Origin of the sequence: Octadecabacter dasysiphoniae (genome assembly GCF_021532615.1) — a bacterium.
Classification (GTDB): Bacteria; Pseudomonadota; Alphaproteobacteria; order Rhodobacterales; family Rhodobacteraceae; genus Octadecabacter; species Octadecabacter dasysiphoniae.
In genome coordinates, this window is sequence record NZ_JAKGAQ010000001.1 from 145,059 (window position 1) to 171,921 (window position 26,863).

The 26,863-nt window shown below is 56.0% G+C and carries 26 protein-coding genes and 1 tRNA gene; 18 read left to right on the forward strand and 9 right to left on the reverse strand.

Annotated elements, in window-relative coordinates; genetic code table 11:
- The first annotated feature begins 3 nt into the window (after positions 1–3).
- From L0664_RS00610 to L0664_RS00635, 6 genes are read left to right on the forward strand one after another with little or no spacing between them, the layout of a single operon-like run.
- Positions 4–2,868: a monovalent cation/H+ antiporter subunit A gene (locus L0664_RS00610; protein ID WP_235223684.1), complete on the forward strand. Its 2,865-nt coding sequence runs from the start codon at positions 4–6 to the stop codon at positions 2,866–2,868.
- Position 2,869: 1 nt separating this feature from the next.
- Positions 2,870–3,214, forward strand: a complete 345-nt coding sequence (locus L0664_RS00615) for a Na+/H+ antiporter subunit C (RefSeq protein ID WP_235223685.1) — start codon at positions 2,870–2,872, stop codon at positions 3,212–3,214.
- Positions 3,211–4,755 (forward strand): monovalent cation/H+ antiporter subunit D, encoded by a 1,545-nt coding sequence (locus L0664_RS00620; protein ID WP_235223686.1) that lies wholly within the window; start codon positions 3,211–3,213, stop codon positions 4,753–4,755. The genes L0664_RS00615 and L0664_RS00620 overlap by 4 nt, the downstream gene beginning before the upstream one ends.
- 1 nt (position 4,756) lies before the next feature.
- Entirely contained in the window at positions 4,757–5,257 is a 501-nt protein-coding gene (locus tag L0664_RS00625; protein ID WP_235223687.1) for a Na+/H+ antiporter subunit E, read from the forward strand.
- On the forward strand, positions 5,254–5,541 hold the full coding sequence (locus L0664_RS00630; RefSeq protein WP_235223688.1) for a K+/H+ antiporter subunit F: 288 nt from the start codon (positions 5,254–5,256) through the stop codon (positions 5,539–5,541). The genes L0664_RS00625 and L0664_RS00630 overlap by 4 nt, the downstream gene beginning before the upstream one ends.
- Positions 5,538–5,909: a Na+/H+ antiporter subunit G gene (locus L0664_RS00635; RefSeq protein ID WP_235223689.1), complete on the forward strand. Its 372-nt coding sequence runs from the start codon at positions 5,538–5,540 to the stop codon at positions 5,907–5,909. The genes L0664_RS00630 and L0664_RS00635 overlap by 4 nt, the downstream gene beginning before the upstream one ends.
- A gap of 14 nt (positions 5,910–5,923) precedes the next feature.
- Here the strand turns inward: L0664_RS00635 and L0664_RS00640 are convergent, their stop codons facing one another.
- The 4 genes from L0664_RS00640 to L0664_RS00655 all read right to left on the reverse strand — a co-directional run bounded on the left by L0664_RS00640 (position 5,924) and on the right by L0664_RS00655 (position 10,180).
- Complete coding sequence (locus L0664_RS00640; protein WP_235224875.1) at positions 5,924–6,691, reverse strand: IclR family transcriptional regulator; 768 nt, start codon at positions 6,689–6,691, stop codon at positions 5,924–5,926.
- On the reverse strand, positions 6,691–8,100 hold the full coding sequence (locus L0664_RS00645; protein WP_235223690.1) for a TRAP transporter large permease: 1,410 nt from the start codon (positions 8,098–8,100) through the stop codon (positions 6,691–6,693). Before L0664_RS00645 ends, L0664_RS00640 begins: the two co-directional genes overlap by 1 nt.
- Before the next feature lie 2 nt (positions 8,101–8,102).
- Positions 8,103–8,804 carry a TRAP transporter small permease gene (locus L0664_RS00650; RefSeq protein WP_235223691.1) on the reverse strand — a complete coding sequence of 234 codons (702 nt, stop codon included), beginning with the start codon at positions 8,802–8,804 and terminating at the stop codon, positions 8,103–8,105.
- A gap of 146 nt (positions 8,805–8,950) precedes the next feature.
- The gene (locus L0664_RS00655; protein ID WP_235223692.1) at positions 8,951–10,180 is read right to left on the reverse strand and encodes a TRAP transporter substrate-binding protein; all 1,230 of its coding nucleotides are present in this window, start codon (positions 10,178–10,180) and stop codon (positions 8,951–8,953) included.
- A gap of 116 nt (positions 10,181–10,296) precedes the next feature.
- Here L0664_RS00655 and L0664_RS00660 point away from each other — a divergent pair, with 116 nt between their 5' ends.
- Entirely contained in the window at positions 10,297–11,913 is a 1,617-nt protein-coding gene (locus L0664_RS00660; protein WP_235223693.1) for a GMC family oxidoreductase, read from the forward strand.
- 100 nt (positions 11,914–12,013) lie between these two features.
- A complete protein-coding gene (gene yghU / locus L0664_RS00665) occupies positions 12,014–12,853 on the forward strand; it encodes a glutathione-dependent disulfide-bond oxidoreductase (protein WP_235223694.1) in 840 nt (279 codons plus the stop codon).
- Between the two features lie 44 nt (positions 12,854–12,897).
- Here yghU and L0664_RS00670 read toward each other — a convergent pair whose 3' ends face one another.
- Entirely contained in the window at positions 12,898–13,917 is a 1,020-nt protein-coding gene (locus L0664_RS00670; RefSeq protein ID WP_235223695.1) for a LacI family DNA-binding transcriptional regulator, read from the reverse strand.
- A gap of 161 nt (positions 13,918–14,078) precedes the next feature.
- Between L0664_RS00670 and L0664_RS00675 the strand changes: the two genes are divergently transcribed.
- The 8 genes from L0664_RS00675 (at position 14,079) to L0664_RS00710 (ending at position 22,380) form a co-directional block, all read left to right on the forward strand.
- Entirely contained in the window at positions 14,079–15,308 is a 1,230-nt protein-coding gene (locus L0664_RS00675; RefSeq protein ID WP_235223696.1) for an ABC transporter substrate-binding protein, read from the forward strand.
- Positions 15,309–15,386: 78 nt separating this feature from the next.
- The gene (locus tag L0664_RS00680) at positions 15,387–16,304 is read left to right on the forward strand and encodes a carbohydrate ABC transporter permease (RefSeq protein WP_235223697.1); all 918 of its coding nucleotides are present in this window, start codon (positions 15,387–15,389) and stop codon (positions 16,302–16,304) included.
- The gene (locus L0664_RS00685) at positions 16,297–17,202 is read left to right on the forward strand and encodes a carbohydrate ABC transporter permease (RefSeq protein WP_235223698.1); all 906 of its coding nucleotides are present in this window, start codon (positions 16,297–16,299) and stop codon (positions 17,200–17,202) included. The genes L0664_RS00680 and L0664_RS00685 overlap by 8 nt, the downstream gene beginning before the upstream one ends.
- A gap of 6 nt (positions 17,203–17,208) precedes the next feature.
- Positions 17,209–18,288, forward strand: coding sequence for an ABC transporter ATP-binding protein (locus tag L0664_RS00690; RefSeq protein ID WP_235223699.1), 1,080 nt, complete (start codon positions 17,209–17,211; stop codon positions 18,286–18,288).
- Positions 18,289–18,304: 16 nt separating this feature from the next.
- Entirely contained in the window at positions 18,305–19,069 is a 765-nt protein-coding gene (locus L0664_RS00695) for a sugar phosphate isomerase/epimerase family protein (RefSeq protein ID WP_235223700.1), read from the forward strand.
- Positions 19,062–20,183 (forward strand): Gfo/Idh/MocA family protein, encoded by a 1,122-nt coding sequence (locus L0664_RS00700; protein ID WP_235223701.1) that lies wholly within the window; start codon positions 19,062–19,064, stop codon positions 20,181–20,183. Before L0664_RS00695 ends, L0664_RS00700 begins: the two co-directional genes overlap by 8 nt.
- Positions 20,184–20,204: 21 nt before the next feature.
- Positions 20,205–21,260 carry a sugar phosphate isomerase/epimerase family protein gene (locus L0664_RS00705; protein ID WP_235223702.1) on the forward strand — a complete coding sequence of 352 codons (1,056 nt, stop codon included), beginning with the start codon at positions 20,205–20,207 and terminating at the stop codon, positions 21,258–21,260.
- Between the two features lies 1 nt (position 21,261).
- A complete protein-coding gene (locus L0664_RS00710) occupies positions 21,262–22,380 on the forward strand; it encodes a Gfo/Idh/MocA family protein (protein ID WP_235223703.1) in 1,119 nt (372 codons plus the stop codon).
- A 115-nt stretch (positions 22,381–22,495) separates the two neighbouring features.
- Here the strand turns inward: L0664_RS00710 and L0664_RS00715 are convergent.
- Together L0664_RS00715 and L0664_RS00720 are read right to left on the reverse strand one after the other, a co-directional pair.
- Positions 22,496–22,571: transfer RNA gene (locus L0664_RS00715), tRNA-Ala, on the reverse strand.
- Positions 22,572–22,663: 92 nt separating this feature from the next.
- Complete coding sequence (locus L0664_RS00720; protein WP_235223704.1) at positions 22,664–22,996, reverse strand: TIGR02300 family protein; 333 nt, start codon at positions 22,994–22,996, stop codon at positions 22,664–22,666.
- A gap of 107 nt (positions 22,997–23,103) precedes the next feature.
- Between L0664_RS00720 and L0664_RS00725 the strand changes: the two genes are divergently transcribed.
- Both L0664_RS00725 and L0664_RS00730 read left to right on the forward strand, forming a co-directional pair.
- Positions 23,104–23,793 (forward strand): M48 family metallopeptidase, encoded by a 690-nt coding sequence (locus L0664_RS00725; RefSeq protein WP_235223705.1) that lies wholly within the window; start codon positions 23,104–23,106, stop codon positions 23,791–23,793.
- A 54-nt stretch (positions 23,794–23,847) separates the two neighbouring features.
- Positions 23,848–24,498: a GntR family transcriptional regulator gene (locus tag L0664_RS00730; protein WP_235223706.1), complete on the forward strand. Its 651-nt coding sequence runs from the start codon at positions 23,848–23,850 to the stop codon at positions 24,496–24,498.
- Here the strand turns inward: L0664_RS00730 and L0664_RS00735 are convergent.
- Both L0664_RS00735 and lpdA read right to left on the reverse strand, forming a co-directional pair.
- The gene (locus tag L0664_RS00735; RefSeq protein ID WP_235223707.1) at positions 24,495–25,319 is read right to left on the reverse strand and encodes a tellurite resistance TerB family protein; all 825 of its coding nucleotides are present in this window, start codon (positions 25,317–25,319) and stop codon (positions 24,495–24,497) included. The two genes, L0664_RS00730 and L0664_RS00735, sit on opposite strands and share 4 nt — an antisense overlap.
- Before the next feature lie 134 nt (positions 25,320–25,453).
- Positions 25,454–26,842 (reverse strand): dihydrolipoyl dehydrogenase, encoded by a 1,389-nt coding sequence (lpdA, locus tag L0664_RS00740; RefSeq protein ID WP_235223708.1) that lies wholly within the window; start codon positions 26,840–26,842, stop codon positions 25,454–25,456.
- Positions 26,843–26,863 lie beyond the last annotated feature (21 nt).

The window sequence follows — 26,863 nt, forward strand, 5'->3', positions numbered from 1 at the left end:
ACCGTGTCTCTCTTTCTTATCGTCGCGCTACCCTTCCTCGGTGCATTGCTGCCGGGCCTGATGAACGCAGCAGGCCGACAGGCTGTGGGCGGCGTTACCTTCACAGTGACACTCGCCGCATTTATCGGTTTGCTGACGAACTTGCCCGCGGTGTTGGCGGGTGAGGTCGTGCAGACGGGTTTTAACTGGTTGCCGGAACTCGGGCTGAACGTGACGCTGATGCTCGACGGGCTCGGGTTTTTCTTTGCGCTTCTGATCCTTGGTATTGGCCTTTTGATCATCACCTACGCGCGCTTCTACCTCGCGCGCGAAGACAACATGGGCGAATTTTTCACCTACCTGTTGTTGTTCCAAGGTGCGATGGTTGGCATCGTTCTGTCCGATAATATCCTGCTTTTGTTGATTTTCTGGGAATTGACGTCGCTGTCGTCGTTCCTGCTTATCGGATATTGGAAACACCTTGAGGCCGGACGCCAAGGCGCGCGTATGGCCCTGACCGTGACGGGTATGGGCGGTTTGGCGATGATCGGTGGTATGTTGCTTCTGGGTAATATCGTCGGGTCTTACGATCTGTCGGTGATCCTCCAAAACCGAGAGATGATCCAAGCGGACCCAATGTATGTGCCTGCTTTGCTGTTGATCCTGCTGGGCGCGTTTACGAAATCTGCGCAGTTCCCGTTCCACTTCTGGTTGCCCCACGCGATGGCGGCACCGACACCTGTGTCGGCCTATCTGCACTCTGCCACGATGGTTAAGGCCGGTATTTTCTTGATGGCACGCATGTGGCCTGTTCTGTCCGGCACGCCTGAATGGTTCTATATCGTGACAACGGCTGGCCTGATCACCATGGTTCTGGGTGCGGTGATCGCGCTGTTCAAACACGACCTGAAGGCGTTGCTGGCGTTTTCTACAGTGTCCCATCTTGGCCTGATCACGATGCTTTTGGGCACTGGCACGGCCTTTGGTGCCTTTGCCGCCGTGTTCCACATTATGAACCACGCGACGTTTAAGGCGGCGCTGTTTATGTCGGCAGGTATTATCGATCACGAAACCAAAACCCGCGATATCCGCCAACTGGGCGGCTTGCGGTTTTTGATGCCGATCACGTTTGTCATCGCGACGCTGGCGGCGCTGTCCATGGCGGGTATTCCGTTCCTCAACGGGTTCTTGTCCAAGGAAATGATGCTCGAGGAGATGGAGCATACCTACCTGTTTGGCCCCACATGGCTTGTGCCCGCACTGGCCACGTTCGGGTCGCTGTTTTCTGCCGCCTATTGCTTCCGCCTGATCGGTCACACGTTCCTCGGCCCCAAACGTGATGCGTCGAGCTATCCAGCAAAACCCCATGATCCCAGCGCAGGCCTCTGGTTGCCGCCCGCGATCCTCGTGGTTTTGGTTGTCGTCATCGGTGTCGCGCCGTTCCTGGTGCAGGATTTCGTTATCCTGATCGCCAAATCCGTGATCGGCGGAGTGGCCGAGCTTGAGGTGAAATACATTAAAATTTGGCACGGGTTCGTGCCTGCATTGTTCATGTCTATCGCAGCCGTCGTTGGCGGCCTGATCGTTTTGGCGCTGTTCAAACCGCTGTCACGCCTATGGGAATCCACTCCACGACCTGAGGCGAAAAACATCTTTGATGACATCATGGCAGCGGTGCTGATGTACGCCCGCGCGCTTATCCATCCGCTGCACAATGGCGCGTTTACCCGCTACGGAATGATCTTGGCGATCACCGTCGTTGCTGCTGGTTACCACGCATGGGTCACTGGCGCCTTGGGCGCAGCAACCCGAGAGGTCCAGCCCGTCGGACTTGTCGAAGTGGCGGGTTGGATCATGTTGGTCACGGCAACGATTGGCTTGGCGGCGATGCATCACAACCGTCTGCTTGCGTTGATCCTGATCGGGATCGTTGGTTTGATGGTCTCAATCGGGTTTGTATTCCTAAGCGCGCCTGACCTTGCGATGACGCAAATCACAGTAGAAGTGGTGACGATTATCCTGCTGCTGTTGGCGCTGAATTTCTTGCCCAAACAGACCCCCATCGAAAGTTCGGTCCTGCGCCGCGTGCGCGATGTGGTAGTGGCTGGTGCGGCCGGCCTCGCCACTATGGCGCTTAGCTATCATTATCTGCTGCGCGACGCGGTTGCTTCGCCGATCTCTGATTTCCACCTTGCCAATTCGTACAAAGGCGGCGGCGGTACGAACATGGTCAATGTGATCCTCGTTGATTTCCGTGGCTTTGATACCTTCGGTGAAATCATCGTTCTGGGCATTGCGGCTTTGCTGATCTACGCGCTGACAGAGACCCTTTTGAATGGCCCCGTGCGCGCGCGTCTTTTGAACCGCATCCCCGACCATCCCCTGTCAGGCACACAGCATCCGATGATGATGGTCGTACTGACCCGTGTCATTATGCCCGTTGTCCTGATGGTCGGGTTCTACATCTTCTTGCGTGGTCATAACGAACCGGGCGGTGGTTTCATCGCTGGTTTGATCGTGTCGATTGGTGTCGTGATGCAATACATGGCCAGCGGATTTAACTGGGCCACAGATCGCCAGCGGTTCCCGTATCATGGGGTCATCGGCACAGGTGTTCTTATCGCAGGTCTTACCGGGATCGGGTCTTGGATGGTGGGTAAACCGTTCCTGACGTCCGATTTCACCTATGTTCGCATCCCGCCGTTTCAGGAATTTGAATTGGCGACGGCCGCGTTGTTTGATGTCGGCGTCTTCTTGGCTGTCGTGGGCGCGGTGATGCTGTCCCTCGAAAGCTTCTCGCGGCTTGCGCGCCGTGCCCATGTGCGCGATTCCGATGACCCGATGGATGTTGACCCATCCCGAACGGACGTCGCAAAGGAGGGCGTGTAACATGGAAGTTCTCGTAGCCTCTGCGATCGGTATTCTGACCGCCGCCGGCATGTATCTTGTCCTGCGTCTGCGCACGTTTCCGGTGATTTTGGGCGTGTCGTTGCTGACCTATGCGGTCAACGTATTCCTGTTTGCCTCAGGTCGCTTGACGGTTGGCGCACCACCAATCTTGGGTGATGCAACAACCTACGCCGATCCCTTGCCGCAGGCCTTGGTTCTGACAGCGATTGTGATTTCGTTTGGCATGACGGCTGTCGTCGTCATGATTGCGCTAGGGTCCTACCTCGGGGCGGATGATGACAACGTGAACGATCCGGTTTCGACAGATGAGGAGGACGCGCCATGACCCATTGGTTGATCGCCCCCGTCATCCTGCCTGCAATACTTGCGCCCTTTATCGTGCTCGCGGCGCGCTATCACATCGGCATTCAACGGGTGTTTTCACTGGTAGGTGTAATCGCGATGATCGCTATCGCCGCTGGCCTGTCTTGGCAGGCATCTGACGGCACGATCCTGATTTATCAGCTTGGTGATTGGGCGGCCCCGTTCGGGATTATCCTTGTCGGCGATATGCTGTCGACGTTGATGGTGTTGTTGACGTCGGTGCTTGCGTTGTTCGTCCTGCTTTATGCCATTGGGTCCGGTTGGGATGATCGAGGGTGGCATTTCCATGCGCTGTTCCAGTTCCAGCTTATGGGGATCATGGGCGCGTTCTTGACTGGCGATTTGTTCAACCTGTTCGTGTTCTTCGAAGTCCTGCTGATCGCGTCCTATGGTCTGATGATCCACGCGGGCGGAAACGAACGACTGCGCGCTGGCGTGCAATACGTGTTGTTCAATCTGCTCGGATCGACGTTGTTCTTGTTCGCACTTGGTGCGATCTATGCGGAAACGGGCACGCTGAATATGGCGGACCTCGCACAACGTGCCGATCTGATCGGGGCGGAATCAACGGTCGGTATCCGTGTGGCCGCCGTTTTGTTGCTGTTGGTTTTTGCGATCAAAGCAGCGCTTGTGCCGCTGCACTTTTGGTTGCCTAGCAGCTACGCAGAGGCCCCGGGCCCCGTCGCCGCATTATTTGCAATCATGACAAAGGTGGGCGCCTACGCGATCATCCGCGTTTACACGATGGTCTTCCCCCCCGATCTTGAGGCCACACAGGGTCTGCACGACGTCTGGCTGCAACCTGCGGCGCTGATTTCCCTCGCCTTGGGTATGATCGGAGTTTTGGCGGCGAAAAAGCTGGATCGCCTGGTCGCATTTTCTGTCATTGGATCAATGGGCATGGTGATGATCGCCATCGCGTTGTTCACACCCGAAGGCATCGCAGCTGCACTGTATTATATCGTGCATTCCACACTGGCTGGCGCGGCGCTGTTTTTGATCGTCGATCTTGTCAAATCCAGTCGTCCATCGCTTGTGCTGCGCGCGATGCCGCCGGTCGCAGGGGCCGCGTTGACCGCAGGGCTGTTCTTTGCCGCCGCAATTGCGATGGCCGGCTTGCCGCCGCTGTCGGGTTTCTTGGGCAAGCTGCTGATCCTTGATGCGGCATTCACATCGCCTTGGGCGGTCTGGATTTGGACGATTGTTCTGGTGTCCAGCCTGATTTCTGTCGTCGGGTTTGCCCGCGCGGGCAGCATCGTGTTCTGGAAGGCCAATAGCGTCACACCTGACGATGTGCCTGATGATGAACTCGAACCGCCAAGTGCGCTGGCATACGGGGCGGCCGGCGGCCTTGTTGCACTTCTCGCGGCACATACGGTGTTTGGCGGCTACGCGCATGATTACACCTTGGCCACGGCGGCGCAGTTGTTCGCCCCTGAACCTTATATTTCTGCCGTTGTCGACACGCCCGGAAAGCTCAGCACCCCAGCGGAGGATTATTGATATGACCCGCGCCTTCAACTGGCTGTTTCCCCACCCTTATCTGACCGTGCTTTTGGCGGTTGTGTGGATATTACTGCAAGGTGAACTTACCGCAGGCATGGCGGTGTTCGGCGTAATCCTTGGAACGATCATTCCCCGTGCGACGGCGAATTGGTGGCCTGATCGCCCGATGGGGTTCAGGCTGGGCCGGATGCTGGGCTACATGGCTTTGGTGCTCTGGGATATTCTGATTGCCAATGTGCAAGTCGCGTGGATTATCCTGACCCGCCGCAATTCCAAACTGCGGGCGACATGGGTCACGATCCCGCTCGATCTGCGCTCACCCGAGGCAATTACAGTGCTGGCAGGGACGATCACGCTGACGCCCGGCACGGTATCCGCCGATTTATCAAGCGACGGGCGCAGCCTGTTGGTGCACGTCCTTGACACACCTGACCCGGACGCCGTTCGTGATGAGATCAAACAGCGCTATGAAGCCCGCCTAAAGGAGATTTTCGTATGATGCCCGCCGCCGATTTTCTGTCTTTGTCGTTGATCATCGCCTTTGGCGCTGTCGCAATTTCGCAAATGCTGGCGATGGTACGCCTCGTGATCGGGCCGCATGCGGGGGATCGTATTCTTGCGCTTGATACAATGGTTGTGAATGTCATCGGTATGATCGTGCTTGTGGGTATGTACCAAGGCAGCACCCTGTATTTTGAGGTCTCGTTGATCATCGCGATGCTCGGTTTTGTATCGACCGTGGCTTATGCGCGGTTCGTTCTAAGGGGGGACATCATCGAATGAACATTGTCGATATCGCCACCTACGCCGTCGGAGTCTTTTTACTGATCGGTGCATTTTTTACACTTGTCGGTTCCATCGGGCTTGTGAAATTGCCCGACGCGATGACGCGCCTGCATGCCCCCACCAAAGTGGGCACTATGGGGATTGGTGCGTTGCTACTGGCCTCAATGACCTATGCGTTCATATCGGGCGACGGGTCGCTGCGCGAAATCCTGATCATGGCTTTCCTGTTTGTCACAGCGCCCATTTCCGCCAATTTCATGAGCAAGGTGAACATTCACCGCAAATCATGTGAAACACCCCCGGACGCACCGGATGAACAAACCTGGTCGACTTTGGCAAAGCGAAACGGAGACACAGCGCCCTAGCGGGTCGGGTCGCGTTAGTCGCGTAGTAGGCTGGACAGATCTGTTGCGGCATCGCGCAACGCTGGCAAATATTCGAGAGCCTTTTCAACCGTGAACCGGATTGTTGGCGCGTGAAACGACAGCGTCGCAACAAGGCGGTCATTGCCATCTAAAATAGGCACGGCGACGGCGATCATGCCGTCCATGAATTCCTCTGTGTCCACAGCAAAGCCGTCGCGGCGAACAGTCGAAACGGCGCGGATCAAATCGTCGGGGACAGTAATTGTGTTGTCGGTCTTCTTGACCAAATGTTCTGACGTGGCATAGCGCGCCAGATGCGTCTTTGGCAGGGTCGACAAGTACATCTTGCCTGACGCTGTGCAATAGAACGGAACAGTGGTGCCCACAGGCAATTGAATGCGCAGCGGCCATTCGGTTTCGACGCGTTCCAGATAGATCATGCTATCGCGGTCGGGCAGGGCGATGTTGCATGTTTCACCCACCTGATCGGACAGTTTGCGCAACACAGCCAGACGGGCCGCGCGAATGCGCAACGACGACAGAACCCCTGTCGCCATCCCGCGAAGTCGACGGCCGGGGGAATAGGCCCGCCCGTCGATGTCTCTTTGTAGAAAACCTTCGTCTTCCAGCGTGGAAAACAATCGGTGGATGGTCGGTTTTGGTAACCCCAGTTGTGCGTTGACCTCGGTCGGCGTGACAGGCACGCCGACGCGGGCAACTTCCTCAAGAACCAGCAATAGGCGCAGGTTCGTCGGAATAGTATCTGAGGCTGTCCCGTCCATCATACCGGTGCCGCACCCCCGCCAAAGACACCCTGTAGCAATTCATAGATGCCGCCGCCTGGCAACAACGTCTTTGAAATGCTGGGAAAGAGAGCAACCATGAACCAAACCGCAATGAGCGAGAAAAGATACATTGTGGAATAGCGCAAGAGCCTGAAATACGGAACCCCCGTAACCCCGGACGCCACATACAGGTTAAGCCCGTAAGGCGGGGTGATAAAGCCAATCGAAGCACCCACAAGGAACACCACCGCGAACTGGATCGGATCAACGCCGACTGACGCGGCAATTGGCGCAAGGATCGGTGCCAGAATGATCGTCACCGGAAGCGATTCAAGAACCATGCCAGCCACAAATACGATCGCCATCGCCGTAAGAAGAACCGGATAATATCCACCCATGCCAATCAGGAAGGTTTCGATAACCTCCTTGGCGCCAAGGGAACTGAGGTTCTGTTGCATCACCACCGAAATCGCGATCAGCGGTGCCAGGATGCCAGTGATCTGTGCGGACCGCATTGTGATGCTTGGCAGTTCAAGCGGGCCAAATCCACGCACGACAACCATTTCGGAAAATCCGCGTTCGTTGATGTCGCGTTCTTCGTCGATGTTCATCATTTTGTAGATCGGCAGACAGATAAATCCGACAATCACACAGAAACCAACAGTCACGCCCGCGGCCTCTGTCGGGGAAAACTTACCCGTGTAGATGCCCCAAAGAACCAGACCGATGGCAAAGAAACCAAGCCACCCGCCAAGTGCAGTTTTCAGCACGCGCACTGGATCAAGCTTAATCAGATAGCCCCAACCATTGATTGTGGACACCACGAAGGCCGTGATGATCATCGCCAGAACCATCATCGCACCAGGCACGATGCCCGCGATGAACAGATCGTTGATCGAAAGGTTCATGATGAACCCGTAAACGATAAAGATGATCGACGGCGGAATGATGATACCAACCGTACCGCCCGCAGCAGCTGTCGCTGCGGAAAAGCGTGGATCATAGCCGCCTTTCACCATTTCGGGGTGCAACATCGAACCGATGGTCGCCGTCGTCGCGGAGTTGGAACCAGAGATCGCAGCGAACAAACCGGACGCGCCAATCGCCGCCATGGCCAAACCGCCACGCAGCCAGCCCAGACAGGCATAGGCAAAATCCGACAGCCTTCGGGCAATGCCCGCACGGTTGATTAGATCACCAGTCAGAATAAACAACGGCATCGCCAACAGGGCAAAGCCATCCGTAAACACATCCGACAAGGCCGTTCCGATGTTCACAAGCGGCTGACCAAGGGCCATGGACGTGCCCAAGACCCAATACGCGATGACAAGAAAGACCGGCACACCGAGCATAAACAGAACGGTAACACCGACAGAAATCAGGGTGACGAGTGTTGAAATTTCCATGATTACTGACCTCCCAACACGGCTTGTTCGATCATCGGTTCATCGCCGCTGCGATATTTCTTTATGTCTTCAAACAAGTTCTGGAACACACGCCCCGACAAAAGAACAAAGGCGATCGGCAGGGTGATCAGGAACCACCAGACCATGACATTGTTCGTTCCGGTCACGATCATGAAGTTATTGCCCGCGTTTGCGACCACACCCATGGATGTAACAATAACCAAAAGGCAAATGCCCCACCACAGTACCGCGTCAAGCGACAGCAATACCATCTGAGGGAAACGCCCCATCTTTGATCGGAATTCAGAAAACGACAGGTGCGTTCGAAGCCGCACGTTATAACTGCATCCCGTCCAGGTCATGATCAAGAACAGGTATCCCGGAACTGTCGTGGACCATGGGAACTGTTCCGAAAAGACGAAACGCCGGATGACTTCGACAAAGATGATTGCGCCGATCAGCAAATAGGTGACGACCATCAGCGTGGATTCAAGATTACGGTCAACCCATGGGGCAACGCGGTAAACCCATGCCACAAGCAGGCCACCCGCCAATGTCATGACAATACCCCAAAGCCAGACACCATCACCGCGCATCGCGGATCTGAGTTGGAAAAAATCTGGCTCCGAACCTGTAACAAGGTCGGCAAAAATAATGCCAAGCTGCGCGAATATCGTCGCTGCGCCTGATATCGACTCGATCATAGGTGTCCCTCCCAAGGATGGCGTCATCGCAATGACCCCAACTATGCGCCGTGAATAGTTCCGGCGTCTATGTTCATCTTATCATAAAAATGGGGCGGAGGGCTGATGCCCACCGCCCCAAAGGTCTTGCTACTGAAGGGCGACCCTTAGGTGCGCCACCAGCGGCGTGGTTCAACGTTCTCAGCGAGCGTGTGCGGGTTCTGACGCGCCACGTCGTAGATTTCCTGATACGTGTCGCGGCCACCGGCCCAACCGTTGATGCGCTCGCGCCACTGTTCCCATGGACCAGGCTGGAATTCTGGGGAAGACATTTCCTCAGCTTCGCGCAAGGCTTCTGCGGACAGGAACGCAGGCTTCACGTCGTTCTCTGCAAAGATCGTGCCAGGCATGACCGGATCAGAGAAACCAACAGTGTTAACAAGCGCTGCTTCGTTGGCGGCCTGCACGTGAACCTGCGCAAGATACGCGGATTCCATGATGGCATCCTGAAGGTGTGCTTCCATTGCGTCAAAGACAGAGGCGTTCATGCCTGTGTGCTCTGTACCGCAGAAGAAACGCAGATCGACGGACTGTGTCACAGCAGGGGACATGTTGGCGTATGCAACAGCAGACGCCCATGTTTCCGCACCATCAATCAGACCCGTGCGCAGCGCGTCGAGTGTTTCAGCCCATGCCACTGGCACTGGGTTGAGGTCCATAAGCTCCATCGCGATACGACCAAGCTGTGTGCCTGTTACGCGGTTCTTTGTACCAGCAAGCTCGGTCACGGATGTGACGAGTGGCTTGTCAGCAAAGCTGGAACCCAACTGAATGCCGCGAAGTTCGGCATGGCTGAACAGGAACTTCAGACCGTGGCGTTCCTCGAGAGGGTTACGCAGCAGGTCCATGGACTCTGGTGAGTACAAGAAGTGGTAGATGTCGCCGCGTGTACGGAACATGTACGCGTAATCCAGAACGTTCAGGTATGGTGTGGAACCGGCAGAGTTCTGCGTGGACGCAGAATACATGTCGATCACGCCCAACTGGGCTTTTTCAGCACAGGACAACTGACCACAAATCTGGTTGTCGCCGATGAACTCAACGCGAATTTCGCCTTCGGTCCGCTCCTCGAGGTCGAGTGCGAACTGGATAACACCAGCGCGTTCGATCAGAAGGTTTTGTGCGTTAAAACCAGCGGCGCCCAGCGTCAGCTGATGCTTTGGTTCTTTCGCGTAACGCTTCTCGTATGTTGATTCGGCAGCCTTCGCGATGTTTGGCAGCGTGATCGCGCCAGTCATTGCAGCCGCACCCATAACGACGGATGAGATGCCGTAACGACCTGTTAACTTGAACAAATCACGGCGTGAAATGGTGCTGAGCACCTTCGATGCTTTCATTTATATTCCTCCCTTGCGCAAGATTGATACTTGCAGTCTCAATAGTGTGAGGTTTTATTACGTTGAGGCAAGTCTTAATTTCGACTCTGTCTCTTTTTTGGTCAAGGAGACCCGCAATGGAAAACTTACAAGCAGACTATATCGTTGTCGGTGCCGGCTCTGCGGGTTGCGTTGTCGCGAACCGGCTCAGCGCGAACCCCGCCAACAAGGTGATCCTGCTTGAGGCTGGCGGGCGCGACTTGAACCCCTGGATTCATATTCCGGTCGGGTATTTCAAAACCATTCATAATCCCAAAGTGGACTGGTGTTATAAGACCGAGCCCGATCCCGGCCTGAATGGCCGATCAATTGAATGGCCGCGCGGTAAGGTTCTGGGCGGATCATCTTCGCTGAACGGGCTGCTATATGTGCGCGGCCAATCGCAAGACTATGATCGCTGGCGGCAAATGGGCAACGCGGGATGGGGTTGGGACGACGTGCTGCCCCTGTTCAAGCGTGCAGAAAACAATGAACGCGGCGCCGATGAATATCACGGCAACGAAGGCCCGCTGTCCGTATCCAACATGCGAATTCAACGCCCGATTACAGACGCTTGGGTCGCGGCGGCGCAGGCTGCGGGATACCCGTTTAATCCCGATTATAACGGCGCAGACCAAGAAGGCGTCGGGTTCTTCCAACTTACGTCGCGCAATGGCCGCCGATGCAGCGCGGCTGTCGCGTACCTCAACCCGGCGCGGTCACGTGATAATTTGCAGATCATCACGCATGCCGCTGTTGATAAGGTTGTCGTTGAAGGCAAACGTGCGACCAGCGTTCTTTATACCGATAAAAAGGGTGTCCAGCACAAGGTCACGGCCAATCGCGAAATCATCCTGTCCGGCGGTGCGATCAATTCACCCCAGCTGCTGATGCTGTCAGGGATCGGTGAGGCGGAACAGCTGCGCGACAACGGAATTGATGTGGTCTCGGACCTGCCGGGTGTGGGCAAAAACATGCAAGACCATTTGCAGGCTCGGCTGGTTTACAAAACCAAAGAACCGACGCTGAATGACGAAGTGAGCAGCCTAATGGGGCAGGCCAAGATCGGGCTGAAATATCTGATGTTCCGTGCGGGGCCGATGACGATGGCTGCCAGCCTTGCTACGGGATTTTTGAAAACACGCGAAGATTTGGACACGCCTGATATTCAGTTTCACGTCCAACCGCTGTCAGCGGAAAACCCCGGCAAGGGCGCGGACAAATTCAGCGCCTTCACAATGTCTGTGTGCCAGCTGCGCCCTGAATCGCGCGGTGAAATTCGTCTAAAATCAAAAGACCCGCGTGCATATCCCGCGATCATCCCGAATTATCTGGCGACGAAAACCGATTGTGACACGGTTGTCGCTGGTGTGAATATCGCGCGCACCATTGCACGCCACGCGCCGCTTACGTCGAAAATCTCGGAAGAATTCCGGCCCCATGCGGACCTTGACATCAACGATTACGACGCGACGTTGGATTGGGCCCGCAACAACACGGCTTCGATTTATCACCCAACCGGAACTTGCAAAATGGGCACGGGCAAAGACGCCGTCGTGGATGCGCGTTTGCGGGTGCATGGCATTGATGGGCTGCGGGTGGCGGATTGTTCAATCATGCCTGAAATCGTGTCCGGCAACACCAATGCTCCAGCGATCATGATCGGTGAAAAATGCAGCGACCTTGTGTTGGAGGACGCAAAAGCATTCGCATGATGTTGGTTTAGACAAAACTTTTTGTGTACTGGGCGCTGGGGGCCATTGCGTCTGGCGATCCAAACTTTAGCGTAGGGCAAACGCCAAAGGGGAAGCTGACATGACATACACGCCACCAAAAGTCTGGACTTGGGATTCTGAAAGTGGCGGCAAGTTTGCCAGCATCAACCGGCCGATCGCGGGGCCGACCCACGACAAAGACCTGCCGACAGGCAAACACAATCTTCAGCTTCATTCGCTGGCCACACCGAATGGTGTAAAAGTCACTGTAATGCTCGAAGAATTGCTGGCGGCGGGCCATGCCGGTGCGGAATACGACGCGTGGTTCATCGATATTCAGGAAGGCGATCAGTTTTCATCCGGTTTTGTCGATCTGAACCCTAATTCCAAAATCCCGGCCCTTTACGACAAGCAAACAGGCGTGCGTGTTTTTGAATCTGGCGCGATTCTGCTGTACCTCGCGGAAAAATTCCGTGCGTTCCTTCCACGCGATATCGAAGGGCGGACAGAAACGCTGAACTGGCTGTTCTGGCTGCAAGGGTCCGCGCCATATCTGGGCGGCGGCTTTGGCCATTTTTACGCCTACGCGCCCGAAAAATTCGAATACCCGATTAACCGGTTCACGATGGAAGCAAAGCGCCAGTTGGACGTTCTTGATCAACAACTTGAGGACAACCGCTACCTCGCGGGGGCCGAATACACGATTGCCGATATGGCGACGGCCCCGTGGTACGGCGCGCTGGTTAAAGGGTTGGTTTACGACGCGGCTGAATTTTTGGACGTCGAAAGCTATGAAAACGTCAACCGTTGGGCCAACGACGTGATGGCACGCCCGGCGTTTCAGCGCGGCAAAATGGTCAACCGCGCCTGGGGCGAGCTGCACGAACAACTGCGCGAACGCCATAATGCATCAGATTTTGACGGTGTGCCCAAAGGCTAGGCCGTCTATTTTCGCGATGTCCCTCGGATCAAACAATCCAGACGTCAGCGCAGCGATGCCGTGCTTTCCCGAACGACGAGGGATACGGGCAAGACAGCCGCTTGATCTGAATTCGCTTCATTGGGGGTAACGATCCGCGCCATCAGCATTTTCGCGGCAGTTTCCCCAATCATCAAGCGGTCCTGCTGGATGGTCGTCAGCGGCGGAATGAAATGTTCGGCCAAATCGATGTCATCAAACCCCATGACCGATACATCGTCGGGCACCTTGAAACCACGGCGCGACAGTTCTGCGATAAACCCCATCGCCAGTTGGTCTGACGCACAGAAAACCGCAGTGGGGCGGTCATGCAGCCCGACCCACTTCAGTGCAGCCTGACACCCCGCCGCGAGCGAAAAGTCGCCGTCGATGATCCATTCCGGCCGTTGCTCAAGCTTCAGATGTTCGACCTCGTCGACAAAAGCATCCTTGCGGCTGTGCATCAAAACATTGCCCTCGGGGCCGGTCACATGGGCGATCTTGCGATGGCCGAGGTCATACAAATGGTTCACTGCGGTGCGCGTCCCCTGACGGTTTTGGCACCGAACTGACGGGAAATTGGCACCGTCAATCCATTCGCAGGCAAACAGGATACGATTGGCTTGCGGGGCGGTTTCAAGCATCTCCACGATGTCCGCATCCAGACCACCATCAAGGATGATCATTCCGTCTGCGCGGGCATCATCCAGATAATCGATCAGCCGTTCGCCGCTGTCGTGCACCTGTTTGGTACTGGCAATCAGCATTGAGTATCCCTGCTGCGACAGGTTGCGCGAAATGCCTTCGAGGATCGCGGAAAAGAACGGATTGGCCAAATCAGGGAGCAAAACAAGAACCGAATGCGCGCGCTGGGTCCGCAGGTTTCTTGCGGCACGATTGATGCGATAGCCGGTGATTTTCACGGCTTCTGACACACGTCGACGGGTTGATTCGGATACGACATTCGGGTTCGAAAGCGTACGGGAGACCGTCGCCGTCGAAACTTTTGCGACCCGTGCAACATCCTGAAGTGTCGAGGTTTTCACTGCTTATTCGCCCTGCAATTCTCGTCGTCTTTGTAATCGATTACATATTTTGTTGACAGAAACATCAACCACGTTTCAAAATGTAATCGATTGCAGAGTGAGAGGATCACGACGCGATCTCAAAATTATCGGCGGATATCCGCATTTTCTGGGAGGAAAAAATGTCTAAAACCTTGAAGTCTTTGTTGGTCGGGACGGCACTCACGGCTGCGTCCGCGGCAACTGCAATCGAATTGGAAGTCACCCATTGGTGGACATCCGGTGGCGAAGCCGCAGCCGTCGCAGAATTTGCCGACGCGTGGAATGCCACAGGCAACACATGGGTTGATGGCGCAATCGCCGGTTCCGGCAGCACTGCGCGCCCCATCATTATTTCCCGCATTATCGGCGGTGATCCAATGGCAGCGACACAGCTGAACCACGGTCGCCAAGCACAAGAATTGATCGAAGCGGGCCTTCTTCTTGACCTTACTGACGTCGCAGAGGCTGGCGGTTGGGCGGACATCGTAAACCCTTCATCCTTGCTCGATGCTTGTACGCTGGACGGTAAAATTTATTGCGTGCCGGTCAACATCCACTCCGCACAGTGGATCTGGTTGTCGCACGCTGCGTATGAAAATGCGGGCCTTGAAATTCCGGCGGACTGGAATGAATTTGTCGCCTCCGCTGGTGATCTCGAGGCGGCTGGGACCCTGCCATTGGCAATGGGTCAGCAGGGCTGGCAACAAAACATCGCGTTTGGCGCCATCACGATTGCTGTTGCAGGCCTTGATGCGTGGAAAGCCGTGAACATCGACAAAGACGCGGACGTGGCGCGCGGTGCAGAATACACTGCAGCATGGGAAGCCATCGCGAACGCCCGTGAACTTGCCCGCGCATCGAACGTTCAGGACTGGAACCAAGCGACAAATATGGTCATCACCGGACAAGCCGGTGCGCAGATCATGGGTGACTGGGCGCAAGGTGAATTTGCCGTGGCTGAACAGGTCGAAGGTGAAGATTACTCCTGTCTTCCCGGCCTTGGCCTGAACCCGGTGCTCGATACTGGTGGCGACGCATTCTACTTCCCGGTGAACGATGATCCGGAAATTACAGGTGCTCAAAAAGAGCTCGCGGCATTGCTGATTTCCCCGGAAGTTCAGGTGTCCTTCAACCTCGCCAAAGGGTCGCTGCCCGTGCGTGGTGACATCGATATGTCCTCCGCAAATGGCTGCATGCAGAAAGGCCTTGGCATCTTGGCTGACGGCGGCGTGCTGCCATCGGCTGATATCGCGTTCTCTCAGGACTCCATGCTTCAAATCGAAGATCTGATGGCGCAGTTCTGGTCTGGCGACATGTCCGCGGCAGATGCGCAAGCCTCCTATGCGCAGCTGATCGAGGACGCAGACTAAGCGATCCATCGATCCGGCCCGGCGGCGTGATCTGCCGGGCCACATCACCCTACATTTCATTGATACGGAGCCGACACGATGACCGTGCCCTCGGACCCCCCCGCCACTACCGCCAAGCGCCCTAACCGGTTGCTTAAGAACTGGATGGCAAAGCTGGCGTCGCTGCCGATGATCCTGACGGCGCTTGTCGTCTTTGCTGGTGGCACTGCATGGACCGTGACCTATTCGTTTACCGGATCGCGGATGCTGCCCAGAACGAATTGGGTCGGCTTTGATCAATACGAACGACTTTGGAACACGGATCGCTGGATAATCTCGATTAAGAACCTCGGGATTTATGGTGTTTGCTCAATGGTGCTCACGCTGGTGATCGGTTTCACCCTCGCGGCGTGTCTGGACCGCAAAATCCGTTTCGAAAGCGCCTTTCGCTCCATTTTCCTATACCCTTTCGCGCTGTCCTTCGTGGTCACCGGCCTTGTCTGGCAGTGGATTTTGAACCCCGATTTCGGCCTGCAAAGCATCGTGCGCGGTTGGGGCTGGGAAAGCTTTACATTCAACCCGCTGAACGATCCTAACACCGTTATTTACGGACTTTTGATCGCAGGGTTGTGGCAGGGCACGGGGCTGATCATGTGCATCATGCTCGCTGGTTTGCGCGGCATTGACGAAGACATCTGGAAAGCCGCCCGCGTCGACGGGATCGGCACGGTGAAAACCTACGTTATGGTGATCATTCCGATGATGCGCCCCGTCTTTATCACGGCCCTCGTGCTTATCGCGTCCAGTATCATAAAATTGTACGACCTCGTTGTTGCACAAACTGGTGGCGGACCGGGCCTAAGCTCCGAAGTGCCCGCCAAATACGTCATTGAATATATGTTCCGCGCCCAGAATTTGGGCCAAGGCTTCGCGGCCTCGACCATGATGTTGTGCTCTGTTGTGATCATCCTGATCCCATGGGCCTACCTCGAATTTGGAGGCAAGAAACGTGGCTGATATTTCAACAAACTCCGCAGCAGGTCCACGCGGCCCGAAACCCAAAAAGACGTTCTCGCGCGGCAATATCTTCCTGTATGGCACGCTGATTGTGGTCTCTATGTACTACCTTTTGCCGCTCTACGTGATGATCGTTACTTCCCTAAAGGGGATGCCGGAAATCCGCATGGGCAACGTGTTTGGCCCGCCTATGGAAATCACATTCGAACCATGGGTCAAAGCCTGGTCAGAGGCCTGCACGGGCATCAATTGCGATGGTCTGTCGCGCGGCTTTGGCAATTCTGTGCGCATTTTGATCCCCTCGATCCTGCTGTCCATCGCGATTGCATCGATCAACGGCTACGCACTGAGCAACTGGAAATTCAAAGGCTCAGAGACCTTTTTTACGATCCTCATCATCGGCGCGTTTATTCCGTATCAGACGATGCTTTATCCCATCGTGATCATGTTGCGTGAAATCGGGCTTATGGGGTCCATCTGGGGTCTGGTTCTTGTCCATACGGTCTTCGGGATGCCGATATTGACGCTGCTGTTTCGCAATTATTTTACGTCAATCCCGGAAGAGTTGTTCAAAGCCGCGCGCGTGGACGGGGCCGGTTTCTGGCAGATTTATTTCCAAATCATGTTGCCGATGGCCCTGCCGATCTTTGTGGTGGCCATCATTTTGCAGGTCACAGGCATCTGGAACGACTTTTTGTTTGGCGTGATCTACACCAAACCGGCGACCTATCCGATGACGGTGCAGCTCAATAACATCGTGAATTCAGTGCAGGGCGTCAAGGAATACAACGTCAATATGGCCGCAACTCTGCTGACAGGTCTGGTCCCTCTCATCATCTATTTTGCCTCCGGCAAACTCTTTGTCCGCGGCATCGCCGCTGGCGCAGTCAAAGGCTAAGAAATCATGGCAAACTCTGTAGAAATCAAAGACCTGGATCTGAACTTCGGTTCCGTGAAAGTTCTCAAACAACTCAACCTTGAGGTCGCAGAGGGTGAATTCCTCGTGCTTTTGGGATCGTCTGGGTGCGGTAAATCAACTCTGCTGAACTGTATCGCCGGTTTGCTTGATGTCTCTGACGGGCAGATCTTCATCAAGGGTGAAAATGTGACATGGGCGGAACCGTCTGATCGCGGGATCGGCATGGTGTTCCAATCCTACGCGCTTTATCCGCAGATGACGGTGCGCGGAAATCTGTCGTTCGGGCTTAAGAACGCCAAGGTGCCCAAAGCGGAAATCGCCAAGCGGGTGGAACGGGTCGCAGATGTTCTTCAGATCGAAGCCCTACTGGACCGAAAGCCCGGCGCGCTGTCTGGCGGTCAACGCCAACGTGTGGCGATCGGGCGTGCACTGGTGCGCGACGTCGATGTGTTCTTGTTCGATGAACCCCTGTCCAACTTGGACGCCAAATTGCGCACGGATTTGCGGGTCGAACTGAAACGCCTGCACCAGAAACTGAAAAACACGATGATTTACGTGACCCACGATCAGGTTGAGGCCATGACATTGGCCGACCGAATTTCGATCATGAAGAACGGGCTGATTGAACAATTGGACACCCCCGAGATGATCTACGCCAAGCCGTGCAACAAATATGTCGCGGACTTCATCGGCTCACCGGCAATGAACCTGTTTGAGGGGCAGCTGGAGGGCACGACGTTCACCTGTAGTGGCTTTAACGTCGATGTGACGGGTTATGAATTCGCAACACAAACCCGTAGCGAGGCAGCCGCATGGCTGGGCATTCGCCCCGAACACATCCTGACCGGCGAAGCTGCCGAAGGAGCGACCTACACCGGAACGGCAGAAATCGACATTGTTGAACCCATGGGGTCCGACACCTTGGTCTGGGTTAACTTCGCAGGTCAATCCGTGCGCGTGCGCACCGAGGGGCAATCGCCCCTGAAATCCGGCGAAACACTGACGCTCGGGTTTGATGCGGCGCGGCTGCATCTGTTCGACCATAAAACTGAAATCCGTCTTTAATTCTGGAAGCAGGCTCATGACACCATCATTGCAACTATATTCGATGCGCGATTACGCGGATCAGATCGCCCTGTTGGCACAATTGCCCGAAATGGGAATCACCAAGGTCGAAGGCTACGGCGGCGTCTATGGCGATCCGTCAGCCTACCGCGCCGCGATGGATGCCAACGGCATTTCCATGCCATCCGGCCACATTGGTCTGGAGGATATCGAAACCGATTTCGAAGCCACCATAGACATCATCAACACCCTTGGGATCACGCGTGTCTTCGCGCCCTACCTCGAAGAAAAGGACCGTCCTGCTACGTCCGAGGGTTGGGCCGGGCTGGGCAAACGCCTGAATTCGGCAGGCCAGAAATACGCAGATCGCGGTATCACTTTCGGGTGGCACAACCACGATTTCGAATTTTCTGCTCTGCCCGATGGCGGGACTCCGATGGACGTGCTGCTTGAAGCTGCGCCCGACATTAAATGGGAAGCCGATTTGGCATGGGTCGTTCGCGGGGATCGTGACCCCATCGAATTTATCCAACGCTACGCGTCCCGCCTGTCGGCAATCCACGTCAAAGACATTGCGGCTGCTGGCGAAAATCTGGATCAGGATGGCTGGGCTGATTTGGGAACAGGCACATTGGATTGGGCAGCGCTTTTGCAGGCCTGCCGGACCGCGTCAGGTGATCTGATCTATGTGTTAGAACATGACAAACCTCTCGATCCGGTCGGCTACGCCAAAAGGTCCGCAGCAGCATTCAAAACCTTGTGGGAGAACACTCATGACTAAGACCCTCGGCGTTGGTATCATCGGGTGCGGTAACATTTCGTCGGCCTACCTGAGCCTCGGCCCGATATTCAAAGGGTATAAAATTGTCGCGGTGGCTGACCTCAACATGCAGAACGCAAAAGCCCGCGCCAAAGAATTTGACGTGCGGGCAGAGACCGTCGATGACCTATTGGCGGCGTCGGATGTTGATCTGGTCATCAACCTTACAATTCCTGCGGCCCACGTTGCGGTGTCGCGCTCAATCCTCGAGGCGGGCAAACATGTCTATTCTGAAAAACCATTTGTCCTCAGCCTCCAAGAGGCACAGGAACTTGGTGATTTGGCACAGGCAAATGGCCTGCGGATTGGATCGGCGCCCGATACATTCATGGGCGGCAGTCATCAATTGGCCCGAAATCTGATTGACGCGGGTGCCATAGGCAAGGTCTGTTCTGGCGCGGCTGTCGTGATGTCCAGCGGAATGGAAGACTGGCATCCGAACCCTGATTTCTTCTTTAAAAAGGGGGGCGGCCCGATCCTTGATCTGGGACCCTACTACATCTGCAATCTGGTGCAGATGCTTGGCCCCGTGAAGAAAGTCACCAGTTTTACCGGCATGGCCAGCGACACCCGAACCATCGGCAACGGCCCACGGATCGGTGAAACTGTGCCCGTCGAAACACCGACCACCATCCATTCCGTGTTGTCGTTCGAAAATGGCGCGATCATCACGCTGCTGGCCAGCTGGGATGTCGTCGCCAGTAATCACCCGATCATGGAGCTGTATGGCACCGAAGGCACAATGAACCTGCCTGATCCGAACTTCTTTGGCGGAGAGCTGACAGTGACAGAACGTGGCTGTGAGCCGGTTGAAAAGTCGTGGGATCACCCGTTCAACATCCCGAATTTTGAAGATACAAGGGCGAACTACCGTGGCGCTGGCCTTGCGGATATGGCTTTGGCCATTTCCGAGGGGCGTCCGCATCGCTGCAATGATAAATTCGCGACCCATGTTGTCGAAGTCATGACCACCATTTTGGACGCGGGTGAAACCGAAACAGTCATGACCATGACAACAACCTGCGACAGGCCCGAAGTGCTTGGCCCCGATGCGGCCCACGCACTTATGGCTTAACAGAAAACGACGGAGAGTAAGATGACCAGTTCCATCAAAGGCCCCGCGCTGTTTCTTGCGCAGTTTCTAGGGGACGAAGCACCGTTCAATTCCCTTCCCGCGATTGTCGAATGGGCAGCGGGTTTGGGATATAAAGGTGTACAAATTCCGTCATGGGATGCGCGGGTTTTTGATTTGGACAAAGCCGCGTCGAGCAAAGCCTATTGCGATGAAATCGTTGGGGTTTGCGCCGAACATGGCGTGACCATCACCGAGTTGTCCTGCCATCTTCAAAGCCAGCTGGTGGCTGTGCACCCGGCCTATGACACATCCTTTGATACCTTTGCGCCGGAACACCTGCACGGCAAACCCGCACAGCGTCAGGCGTGGGCGGTCGATCAGGTCACCAAGGTCGCGCAAGCGTCTAAAAATCTGGGCCTAAAGGGCGCTGTCGGGTTCACCGGATCGCTTGCCTTTCCATACCTGTACCCGTGGCCGCAACGCCCCGCGGGACTGATAGAAGAGGCCTTTGGCGAACTGGCACGCCGTTGGAAGCCGATCCTCGATGTCTATGACGAGGCGGGCGTTGATCTCGGCTTTGAAATCCACCCCGGAGAGGACGTCTTTGACGGCACGACGTTTGAAAGGTTCCTTGATGCTCTCGATCATCATCCGCGTTGCAAGATCACCTATGATCCGTCGCACTTCTTGTTGCAGCAGATGGATTATCTGGCCTTCATCGACATCTATCATGACCGCATCAGCGCGTTTCACGTCAAGGATGCGGAATTTAACCCAACCGGGCGGCAGGGCGTATATTCTGGCTATGCCGATTGGACGGACCGTGCGGGTCGTTTCCGGTCGCTCGGGGATGGTCAGGTGGACTTTAAGGGCATTTTTTCAAAACTCACCCAATACGAGTTTGATGGTTGGGCGGTACTCGAATGGGAATGTTGTCTGAAGCACCCCGAACAGGGTGCGGCTGAGGGCGCGCCGTTCATCGCAGATCACCTGATCCGCAAGACAGAACGGGCGTTTGACGATTTCGCAGGCGGTGCGTCTGATCCGGCGGCTCTGCGTAAAATGATGGGGTTCTAGGATGGCACCGCTGAAACTTGGAATGGTCGGCGGTGGGCAGGGTGCCTTTATCGGCGGGGTGCACCGCATGGCTGCACGACTGGACGGCTGTTTTGATCTGGTCGCGGGGGCGTTTTCGTCAGATGCAGCGCGCGCTCATGCTTCGGCCGCTGAGTTGGGCATCGACGCGGATCGCTCTTACGCGGATTTCAGCGAAATGGCACAAGCCGAAGCCGCGCGCGCTGATGGGATTGATGCTGTATCGATCGTCACACCAAATCATTTGCACGGGCCAATCGCCGAGGCCTTCTTGACGCAGGGCATTTCCGTCATTTGCGACAAACCGATGACGGCGACCTTGGAGCAGGCTGAGAGCCTGACCGCCGCCGCCGAAGCGTCCAAAGGGCATTTCTTCCTCACCCATAACTACACCGGCTATCCGATGATCCGGCAGGCCCGTCAGATGGTGGCAGACGGCGCATTGGGCGCAATCCGGATCGTCGAAGCGGACTACCTGCAAGATTGGCTTAGCCATGCGCCGGATGCGGACAACAAGCAGGCCAAATGGCGCTTGGACGCGGCCCAATCGGGCGGTGGGGCCATCGGCGACATCGGAACACACGCCTATAACCTTGCCTGTTTCGTGTCTGGGCTGCGCACCTCGTCGCTCAGTGCGACGCTTACGTCTCACGTTGCGGGGCGATTGGTCGATGACGATGCCCGTATCACGCTGCAATTTGATGGCGGCGCGCGCGGTCATATCTGGGCCAGTCAGGTCGCGATCGGAAATGAGAATAACTTGACGTTGGCTGTCTATGGCGAAAAGGGGTCGCTCCGTTGGGCTCAGGAAAATCCGAACGTTCTGTGGTTTGCCAAACTTGGACAAGCCCCGCAAATGATCACGCGCGGTGGCGCTGCCGCCAGTCTGGCCGCCGCTGCCGTCACGCGCATTCCTGCTGGCCATCCCGAAGGCTATCTTGAAGCCTTCGCAACACTTTACCGCGAAGCAGCAGAAGTCATTACAAATCAGGGGAAATCTGGCGCCATAATTGGCATAGAGGACGGCCTAGATGGCGTGCGCTTTGTGGATGCCTGTCAACGTTCGTCACGTGACGGGGCATCTTGGATTGATCTTCGCTAGGCTGTTTCATCTGTCTTGTTTACCGGACAATCGCAGTCGTGGTGTGCCGCCGCACCCCAATAGAATATCCGGTCAAACAACGCCGCAGCTTATCTTAGGGGGAGAGAAGAGAGGTTGGTGGAGCATAGCGGGATCGAACCGCTGACCTCCTGCATGCCATGCAGGCGCTCTCCCAGCTGAGCTAATGCCCCTAACCATAGGGTGTCACTGTGGTGACGTGGTGCTGCTTTACGCAGCGGGGCGGGCGAGATCAAGAGTAAATCCCGCCCTGAAAACCCGAAATTTAAGAATCGTCGTCTGGTGCTGCAACGTCTGCGATTTCGTCGAGCGATACATCATCATCGTCGTCGTCATCTTCCAGTACGTCATCGCCCAAATCGGCGTCCACATCATCGTCGTCGCCATCATCAAGAACCAGATCGTCGTCCTCGGCTGCCTTTTCGTCCTTCTTGGACTGGGCGTCTGCGGCGTCAGCAACCATGGTGCGGGTTTTGCCGGTTTCGACCACAACTTCTTCGCCCGTATAGGGGCTGATGATTGGGGTCGCGTTCAGATCGTAGAACCGCTTTCCGGTGGTTGGGCAGAGGCGCTTTGTGCCCCACTCTTCCTTAGGCATGTGTTCATCCTTTATAACGTGTCAGCGCAAAGCTGGATCGGCGTCAATTGCCATACCGCCAAGGGCGTGTCAAAGACAATTGATGCGGGCATTTGTGAAAGGCACACATGGGCGTTCTAATCCTTGAAGGCAACCCCCCGGTTGAGGTGCTTTTGCGGCGTTCTGCGCGTGCGCGTCGGCTAAGCCTGCGCATTTCGCGGCTGGATGGCCGCGCGACGCTGACCCTACCCAATCGCGTCCCTGATCGTGAAGGCATGGCCTTTGTGCGTGAACGCGAGGACTGGCTGCGCAAACATATCAGCGCCATTGAACCTGAAGTGCGTGTCGCGCTGGGCGGCACGGTGCTGTTTGAGGGGGCAGAACTGCCGTTGATAGCAGGGGATGTGAAACGCGCCAAACTGGTGGATGGGGCGCTGGTGCTGCCCGATGATCCCGCAATGGTGGGCAAACGGGTCGCGGCGTTTATGAAACTGCGCGCGCGGGATGCTTTGGCGGATGCGTCTGATCGGTATGCCGCCGCGTTGGGGCGTTCGTACAATCGGATTTCACTGCGCGATACACGGTCGCGGTGGGGGTCGTGTAGCTCGAACGGGGATCTGATGTATTCATGGCGCCTGATCATGGCCCCGCGTGACGTTTTGGACTACGTCGCAGCACACGAGGTGGCGCATTTACAGCACATGGATCATTCGGACCGGTTCTGGGGTGTGGTTGATCAGTTGTTCCCAAATCACAAAGCGTGCCGCGCTTGGCTGCGCACCCAAGGTGGCACATTGCACCGCGTGCGTTTCGATTGACCCGGTCCATTTGCAGACATTGACCTATCGCCTGTTTGTGATCACAAACGCTGTATGTTGATCCATTCCAAAGCGACCGAACCCACAGGCGCGGCCCACGACCGCGTGTATCGTGCGCTGCGGGCCCGTATTATGCATGGCGAAATCCACCCTGGTCAGGCGCTAACGCTGCGCGGGATCGGTAAGGAATTTGGCGTGTCCATGACGCCCGCGCGCGAAGCAGGGCGGCGGTTGGTGGCAGAAGGCGCGTTGTTTTTGTCATCCTCCGGCCGTGTATCGACGCCAGAACTGTCGAACGAACGGATCGAAGAACTGGCTGCCTTGCGCGCGCTGCTTGAACCGGAATTGGCGGCGCGCGCGTTGCCACGTGCCCACATGGCGCTGATTGAACGGTTGGAAGACATCAACAACCGCGTATCTGGTATGATCGCGCGGCAGGATGCGTCTGGCTATATCCGGTTGAACCTTGAATTTCACCGCACGTTATATTTGCGCGCACAAGCGCCCGCGATGCTGGCGATGGCCGAAACGATCTGGCTGCAACTGGGGCCGACCATGTCCAAATTGTATGGTCGATTGCGGCGCACCGAACCGCCCCGCAATCACAAACTTATCCTTGCCGCGCTTAAGGCCGGCGATGAAGCCAGCCTAAAACTGGCCGTGCGGTCAGACGCGACGCAAGGCCTGCGGATGCTAAAGGTTTAGGCAGTTTGCACGGATTGCAGATGCGCCGAAATGCGGGCCAACGCGCTGCGGAATTGATCCGCGCCGATGCGCATACGCTGTGCCAATTCTGACACCACCGCATATTCGTTCGGGTGAATTTCACCGTCGGCAACGGCGATGTTTAACGCCGCTTCAAGAACGATCTGGCGGTCTTTTTCGGACAGATCCTGGCCGATCTGATCAAGGTCGGATGCTGATGGGTTCAAACGGCTGAGCAAATCCATAACTTGTGATGGCGCGTAGGCCTGACCCGTCAACCGCGTGAGGATACTGGCGATTTGATGCACTTCGGCATCATCAATGCGGCCATCGGCAACGGCGACCTGGCTCATCGCGACGAGGGAATGGATGGCGAGCATGTCTGGCGTGCCGGTCTTACGCTTTTTCTTACCGCGCAACGCAATGTAGGCGGTTTTCAGAACACCGATGGCCCCAAGAATTAGCCATGCATGCCCCCACGCGCGCATCACAGGGCTGACCGCGGGCGTGGCGGGCAGGTCTGCGGGAATCAGGCCAGCGGTTTGCAGTTCTGTGAATTGGGCCGCTGAGAGGTCGCGGTACATGTCACCCGTGCAGCCACTGTTGGATAGGGCATAGTTGTTGACGGTCGTGTAGACCGGAACAAACAAAACATCCATGAAATCAACGAGGTGGCACAGTGCCATGGTGCCATCTGTGCCCGGGATGGAGGTGTTTGCGACAAATCGCAAATCTTCGCCCCAGCGCGCGCCAGCATTGGCCTGCGTTGCAGTGGATGTCAGCCCGATTGTAAGGGCTATGGCGGCAATGATCTTAAACATAAAACTACCTCTCAGATATTCATTAACATCCGGTATGCCCGCGACTTTGGGCGAGGATAAGGCAGCAAAAGGGAACGGGCGGGCCATTTCTGGCGCCCCCCGTCTGATTGGTTAATAAGATGTTAACACCAAGCCTATGCGTGGATTGCGCCGTCACCACATGCAAGTGCGGCCTCGCGGACGGCTTCGGAATAGGTCGGGTGGGCGTGGCATGTGCGCGCGAGATCCTCTGCGGCAGCGCCAAATTCCATCGCGACGCAAATCTCGTGGATCAGATCGCCCGCCATGGGGCCAATAATATGCGCGCCCAAGATACGGTCTGTCGCCTTATCCGCGAGGATTTTCACAAATCCGTCCCCCGCAAAGTTCGCCTTGGCACGGCCGTTGCCCATAAAGTTGAATTTGCCAACTTTGTAATCAACGCCGTCTTCTTTCAGCTGATCTTCGGTTTTGCCGACGCTCGCGACCTCTGGGTGCGTGTAGATGACCCCTGGTATCACGCCGTAGTTAACATGAGGTTTCTGACCGGCCAGACCTTCGGCGCAGGCCATGCCTTCGTCTTCTGCTTTGTGCGCCAACATGGGGCCATCGATGCAGTCACCAATCGCGTAAATGCCATCCACGTTCGTCTTATAATGGGCGTCGGTTTTGATCTGCCCACGCTCTGACATTTCGACGCCGATCTCTGCCAAACCCAGACCATCGGTGTAGGGGCGCCGGCCTGTGGCGACCAGAACTGTGTCCGCGTCCATGCTGCGATCGCTGTCGTCTTTGCGCAGTTTGAAGTTCACCGTGGCCTTGCCGCCCTTGGTTTCAACTGATTGCACGGCCGCGCTCATGATGAACTCAATCCCTTGTTTTTTCAGCAATCTTTGGAACGTTTTTTGCACGTCGCTGTCCATGCCGGGGGTGATTACGTCAAGAAATTCAATCACCGTCACCTTCGCGCCGAGGCGTTTGTAAACAGACCCGAGTTCAAGCCCGATCACGCCTGCGCCAATCACGACCAGTTCGTTCGGGATTTTCTTCAGCTCAAGCGCACCGGTTGAGGACACGACGGTCTTTTCGTCAATCTCGACACCCTTCAGGCTCGACACCTCTGAGCCGGATGCGATGATGATATTCTTCGCTTCGTGGATGTCCTCACCGACCTTGACCTGACCAGCGGCGGGGATTGATCCCCAGCCTTTCAGCCAGTCTATCTTGTTCTTTTTCATCAGAAATTCGACACCCTTGGTGTTCGTTTCGATGACGCCATCTTTGTAGGACAACATCTGTTTCCAATCCACCGAGGGTGATTTTCCCTTCAGGCCCATTTCCGCAAAATTGTGTTCCGCTTCGTGCAACATATGCGAGGAATGCAGCAGCGCCTTGGACGGGATACAGCCCACGTTCAGGCAGGTGCCGCCCAACGTGTCACGGCCTTCAACGATGGCCGTTTTCAGGCCCAATTGGGCGCAGCGAATGGCGCAGACATAGCCGCCGGGGCCGGATCCGATGATGATGACGTCGTAGCTGGACATGGTCTGTTTTCCTTCGAATTT

Excerpts from the sequence above, each read along its gene's own strand:
- L0664_RS00615 (WP_235223685.1), top strand. The coding sequence starts at position 2,870 with ATGGAAGTTCTCGTAGCCTCTGCGATCGGTATTCTGACCGCCGCCGGC.
- L0664_RS00620 (WP_235223686.1), top strand. The coding sequence starts at position 3,211 with ATGACCCATTGGTTGATCGCCCCCGTCATCCTGCCTGCAATACTTGCG.
- L0664_RS00625 (WP_235223687.1), top strand. The coding sequence starts at position 4,757 with ATGACCCGCGCCTTCAACTGGCTGTTTCCCCACCCTTATCTGACCGTG.
- L0664_RS00630 (WP_235223688.1), top strand. The coding sequence starts at position 5,254 with ATGATGCCCGCCGCCGATTTTCTGTCTTTGTCGTTGATCATCGCCTTT.
- L0664_RS00635 (WP_235223689.1), top strand. The coding sequence starts at position 5,538 with ATGAACATTGTCGATATCGCCACCTACGCCGTCGGAGTCTTTTTACTG.
- L0664_RS00640 (WP_235224875.1), bottom strand. The coding sequence starts at position 6,691 with ATGGACGGGACAGCCTCAGATACTATTCCGACGAACCTGCGCCTATTG.
- L0664_RS00645 (WP_235223690.1), bottom strand. The coding sequence starts at position 8,100 with ATGGAAATTTCAACACTCGTCACCCTGATTTCTGTCGGTGTTACCGTT.
- L0664_RS00650 (WP_235223691.1), bottom strand. The coding sequence starts at position 8,804 with ATGATCGAGTCGATATCAGGCGCAGCGACGATATTCGCGCAGCTTGGC.
- L0664_RS00655 (WP_235223692.1), bottom strand. The coding sequence starts at position 10,180 with ATGAAAGCATCGAAGGTGCTCAGCACCATTTCACGCCGTGATTTGTTC.
- L0664_RS00660 (WP_235223693.1), top strand. The coding sequence starts at position 10,297 with ATGGAAAACTTACAAGCAGACTATATCGTTGTCGGTGCCGGCTCTGCG.
- yghU (WP_235223694.1), top strand. The coding sequence starts at position 12,014 with ATGACATACACGCCACCAAAAGTCTGGACTTGGGATTCTGAAAGTGGC.
- L0664_RS00675 (WP_235223696.1), top strand. The coding sequence starts at position 14,079 with ATGTCTAAAACCTTGAAGTCTTTGTTGGTCGGGACGGCACTCACGGCT.
- L0664_RS00680 (WP_235223697.1), top strand. The coding sequence starts at position 15,387 with ATGACCGTGCCCTCGGACCCCCCCGCCACTACCGCCAAGCGCCCTAAC.
- L0664_RS00690 (WP_235223699.1), top strand. The coding sequence starts at position 17,209 with ATGGCAAACTCTGTAGAAATCAAAGACCTGGATCTGAACTTCGGTTCC.
- L0664_RS00695 (WP_235223700.1), top strand. The coding sequence starts at position 18,305 with ATGACACCATCATTGCAACTATATTCGATGCGCGATTACGCGGATCAG.
- L0664_RS00700 (WP_235223701.1), top strand. The coding sequence starts at position 19,062 with ATGACTAAGACCCTCGGCGTTGGTATCATCGGGTGCGGTAACATTTCG.
- L0664_RS00705 (WP_235223702.1), top strand. The coding sequence starts at position 20,205 with ATGACCAGTTCCATCAAAGGCCCCGCGCTGTTTCTTGCGCAGTTTCTA.
- L0664_RS00710 (WP_235223703.1), top strand. The coding sequence starts at position 21,262 with ATGGCACCGCTGAAACTTGGAATGGTCGGCGGTGGGCAGGGTGCCTTT.
- L0664_RS00720 (WP_235223704.1), bottom strand. The coding sequence starts at position 22,996 with ATGCCTAAGGAAGAGTGGGGCACAAAGCGCCTCTGCCCAACCACCGGA.
- L0664_RS00725 (WP_235223705.1), top strand. The coding sequence starts at position 23,104 with ATGGGCGTTCTAATCCTTGAAGGCAACCCCCCGGTTGAGGTGCTTTTG.
- L0664_RS00730 (WP_235223706.1), top strand. The coding sequence starts at position 23,848 with ATGTTGATCCATTCCAAAGCGACCGAACCCACAGGCGCGGCCCACGAC.
- L0664_RS00735 (WP_235223707.1), bottom strand. The coding sequence starts at position 25,319 with ATGTTTAAGATCATTGCCGCCATAGCCCTTACAATCGGGCTGACATCC.
- lpdA (WP_235223708.1), bottom strand. The coding sequence starts at position 26,842 with ATGTCCAGCTACGACGTCATCATCATCGGATCCGGCCCCGGCGGCTAT.